4 protein-coding genes are annotated in these 4,021 nt (G+C 43.2%); 3 read left to right on the top strand and 1 reads right to left on the bottom strand.

Features of this window, described 5'->3' with window-relative positions:
• Positions 1-200: 200 nt before the first annotated feature.
• From FHL05_RS12200 to FHL05_RS12190, 3 genes are read left to right on the top strand one after another with little or no spacing between them, the layout of a single operon-like run.
• The gene (locus tag FHL05_RS12200; protein WP_060678086.1) at positions 201-569 is read left to right on the top strand and encodes a plasmid mobilization protein; all 369 of its coding nucleotides are present in this window, start codon (positions 201-203) and stop codon (positions 567-569) included.
• A complete protein-coding gene (locus FHL05_RS12195) occupies positions 548-1,885 on the top strand; it encodes a relaxase/mobilization nuclease domain-containing protein (RefSeq protein WP_153522842.1) in 1,338 nt (445 codons plus the stop codon). The genes FHL05_RS12200 and FHL05_RS12195 overlap by 22 nt, the downstream gene beginning before the upstream one ends.
• The gene (locus tag FHL05_RS12190) at positions 1,882-2,562 is read left to right on the top strand and encodes a hypothetical protein (RefSeq protein WP_153522839.1); all 681 of its coding nucleotides are present in this window, start codon (positions 1,882-1,884) and stop codon (positions 2,560-2,562) included. The genes FHL05_RS12195 and FHL05_RS12190 overlap by 4 nt, the downstream gene beginning before the upstream one ends.
• An 82-nt stretch (positions 2,563-2,644) precedes the next feature.
• Here FHL05_RS12190 and FHL05_RS12185 read toward each other — a convergent pair whose 3' ends face one another.
• A complete protein-coding gene (locus FHL05_RS12185) occupies positions 2,645-3,088 on the bottom strand; it encodes a replication/maintenance protein RepL (protein ID WP_060678089.1) in 444 nt (147 codons plus the stop codon).
• Positions 3,089-4,021 lie beyond the last annotated feature (933 nt).

The raw sequence follows: 4,021 nt of genomic DNA, 5'->3' as shown, positions 1-4,021 counted from the left end.
CCCCGCCTGCCAAGCGACTAGGTAATACTTTTGCGAAGCAAAATGTATTACCTAGTGCAAGCTTGCAGTATTTGTGGTTTTTCGTATTTATTTATGTTATTCTAAACGCAAACGAATAGAGCGCGATTACAATTACATAAATATTGCCTAGAGACGAATGAATAATGAGCGTCTAGACAATGCTTTTAGGAGGTTAGTTGATGTCTAATCAAAAAGATGTATTACAACGACAATCTGAATATGTTCAATTTCGTATCAGTAAAGACCAATACGCTAAGTTAAAACAATCTGGAGAAACACTCGGTCTGTCTCCAAATTTATACGCTAAACAATTGGCGCTCCGGTCTCACTTGCGTAAACCTTATTTCAACAAAGATGATTTCCAAACACTTCACCTCGAACTGACTCGCCAAGGTACTAATCTCAATCAGATCGCAAAGCGCCTGAATCAACTTGACCATCACAATCCAGATAATCAGGAGGTGATTAAGGCGCTTCGCTATACCTATGGCGTACTTGACCAAACTCAAAAGGAGTATCAGCAATTATGCCGACAATTGCAAAAATAAGTAGCGGTGCCAGTGCTTCCAGTGCTTTAAATTACGCTCTCGGTAAGAACAAAGGCATGCACAACGATACGGAGCGCTGGCTTGATAACCACGACTTGAAACAGCCAGAAGCCCTCCAAAACTGCCGTGCGGTTGCCGTTGGAGGCACTAATGGAGTGATGCCAGAAATTGCGCCAGAACAGTTTAAATTAACCCGTGAGGCTTATAACCAAACCCAGCAACGCAACCAAGTTCAACGAATTGTACAATCTTTTTCCGCTGATGAGCTTGACCCAACCACCCCGGGAAACTGGCAACGCGCTAATGATTTAGGCGTGGAATTAGCTGAAAAACTCTATCCCGACTATCAGACGGCCGTTTACACTCACATTGACGGCCAAAATCATGTTCTGCATAACCACATCATCGTCAATAAAGTAAATCTTGAGACCGGCCATAAACTCCGTGAGCGCCCCGGAGAAGCTGTTGAACGTGCCCGCCAGATTAACGATAGACTTGCCGAGCGTGAACATTGGCAAGTCATTACACCTGTTCGTGAACATCAATCCAAGACCGAACAAGACTTGACCAAAAAAGGGCAATACTCGTACATGCACGATTTACGTTCTCGAATTGATAGTGTCATGGCAGATACCTCTGTGAGCGATTTTAAGACGTTCTCAGAGCGTTTAACTAAATATAAGGTAAATGTATCAATTCGTGGGCAGAATGTCTCATATGCGTTTTTAGACGCCAATCATAAGCAAAGACGAGCAAGGGGTAAGCGATTAGGAGCCGATTACGACAAGGAGGCCATCGACAATGAGCTGGCGAGACGAACTAGAGAAAGAACAGAACAACAACTCGACCGTGAAGACCAAGCAAGATCTACTGAACTTGTGCGAGACACAACAGCAACTGATACAGCGCTTGAACAGCGAGAACGAGACACTGAACCAAGAAAACCAGCGCTTAATCAGCAATCAACAAAAATTGAACGACTTGGAACTTCAATGCAAGAAATTAATGACCAAGGTAGTCATGCTGAACAAATCTACCAGCGAATTAGACCAGCAGTTCGCACCATTGCAGACGGCTTACAACGATTTACTGACGCAGTACACGGATTTGCAAAGCAAATTAAGCAACGACTAGCCGACCAGCATTTATATCAAGACGTGGCTAGTCGCTTCAAGGCCGATATGGCTCGCAAAGAGCAAGCACAACACAAAGAGGTTAAGCAAGATTTAGCGAAACGTACTGCACCGAAGCCACAACGTGCGCCTGAACGATCTACGCAAACTTACTATCACGACCGAGGAGGTCTCGAACGATGAATCAAAACGAAGAATTAGCCAAGCAAATTTTAACTGCTTATGCCAACGGACAAGTCGATTTAACCAATGTCCCTGATCTGCAAAAAATGGTCAAAGAAGCGGCCGCTCAACAAATGGCACATACCTACAGCACGACTGATTTCCACGCCAAGCAGGAAGAAGCCTTAGCCCACGAAAAAGCGTGGTATCACCAAGAAATTGACCGCATTTTGCAAGAAAAACTGACTGAAATTCAACCTGAAGCCCTAAAAAAATCCATTACTGCCCAACTAAAGCAACAGCAAGCTGATCTTGCCCGCCAACAAGCCGATTTTGAATCCACGGTAAACAATGCAGAAAAAGCAAGTAAACGGCAGTTCTGGCAATCATTGGCGCCGAATTTAGCCGGTTTTGCCGTCTGTTTGTTGCTCGTGGCCGTGATTTTCTTCGTGCTTGAAGAGCTGATTTACCAAGGGATCTGGAATGGTTGGGGCTTACGGCTTCTGACCCAGAAAGTTATTGAAATTCAGCCTAATCACCCCTATGGTGCCGGCTTTTTGGGCGTGATTGGTTTAGTAGCTTTAGCGACGGCAATTTACGCTAGCTTTTGGTTGTTGGTCCGTGCGGTTCGTCAATTAGTCGATTTTAAGCCATCTAAGCTCTTGTTCTGGAAGAAGCAGAATAATACTCGCTGGTAGTCCCAAACGGCACTCACGGTAATTAAAAATCGCTCACTCATGATATAATGACCACAAGTGAGCGATTTTTTGAATGTGGTACCTATTTCTCGGTTGAATCGGCTTGGTCGAAAGCTTCGAACCGTTGGAGTAGGTACTTTTCTTTTTGATTTGAACCACGATGAACTAATTTAGGATTCAACATAATTGCTCCCATTCTTCTCTCTATCAACCCTGCCTCTTTCAGCAAGTTAATTGTGTCTTGAACAGTTTTCGTCGAAGTCTTAGTTAAACGTGACAGCTCTTTGTTAGTCGTAATTAACGTATTAGTATCTCGTGACCGATTTTCTATGATGTACTTAAACACTTGATACTTTTGACCACCCAATTTGTCAAATAAATCCATAAAATACGTTAAATACGTAATTTCAAAACCTGACCTCGGAACTCTCTTGACTACTTCGTTTACCTCAATCATTTCTCCAGTATCTTGATTAACCCATTTTCCATTTCCAAGAAACTTAGTATCGCTTGATATTGTTGACATTACATCACACCCTTTCGTGCGCAAGTATATCATACAAGCTAGAAAAATTACACTAAAAAAGCTAAAAAATTACACCGCTTGAGCTAAAAAATTACACCGCCCAAAACCGCCACAAACCTTGTTATACCAGCGTTTATAGCGGTTTTAGCCTTTTTCCACTCTTATCTGTGTATTTAGTCTCTACTCTGCATATCATTTTCAGTTGAATTTAGAACTCAAAAAAAACCAAGACAAAAACCAAGATAAAAACCATTAAGATACAAAAAAAGAGAGACCGCCGACAAGTCGGCAGAGACAATTCAGATTTTCGCTTCGCTCTTTAAAATCAATCAGCACTCATTCTGAATCTTCCTGTTTTTCAAGCGGGAACGTAGTCAAGGGTAGGTGTGGAGATTTTTTGCGATCTTTGCAAAAAATACTACCCGACCTTGACGAAGTGGAGCGTCACACTAACGACGCAGTCGAACAAGTAGCCCCACCACTTGTTCGACCTGCCTAACGGCGAGTGATGGGGGTGAGTTTGAGCGGGGTTCTCCCCGCTCATTTCAGGGGTCAAGCTACCTTAGCTTGGCCTAGGTGTGGAGCGGCAGCGTCCACGGTTTTGCAACGACCAACGGGAGGCGCAGGCCAAAGGCCGGAGTTAGATGTGAGGCGATTTTTGCCTCACACCTTTTTCTTTTTGTATTACTTTTTCAAGAAAAAGTAATGGTCTTATTTTTTGCGAATAGCAAAAAATGTTAATTGGTCAACTTGGTGAAGCCAAGTTCACCATGGTTTTTGAGAGGGGTGCAGGGGGGAGTGAAACTCCCCGCCTGCCAAGCGACTAGGTAATACTTTTGCGAAGCAAAATGTATTACCTAGTGCAAGCTTGCAGTATTTGTGGTTTTTCGTATTTATTTATGTTATTCTAAACGCAAACGAATAGAGCGCGAT

Source organism: Companilactobacillus halodurans, from assembly GCF_009600995.1.
Taxonomy (GTDB): Bacteria; Bacillota; Bacilli; order Lactobacillales; family Lactobacillaceae; genus Companilactobacillus; species Companilactobacillus halodurans.
This window is presented reverse-complemented; position numbering and strand designations above follow the sequence as displayed.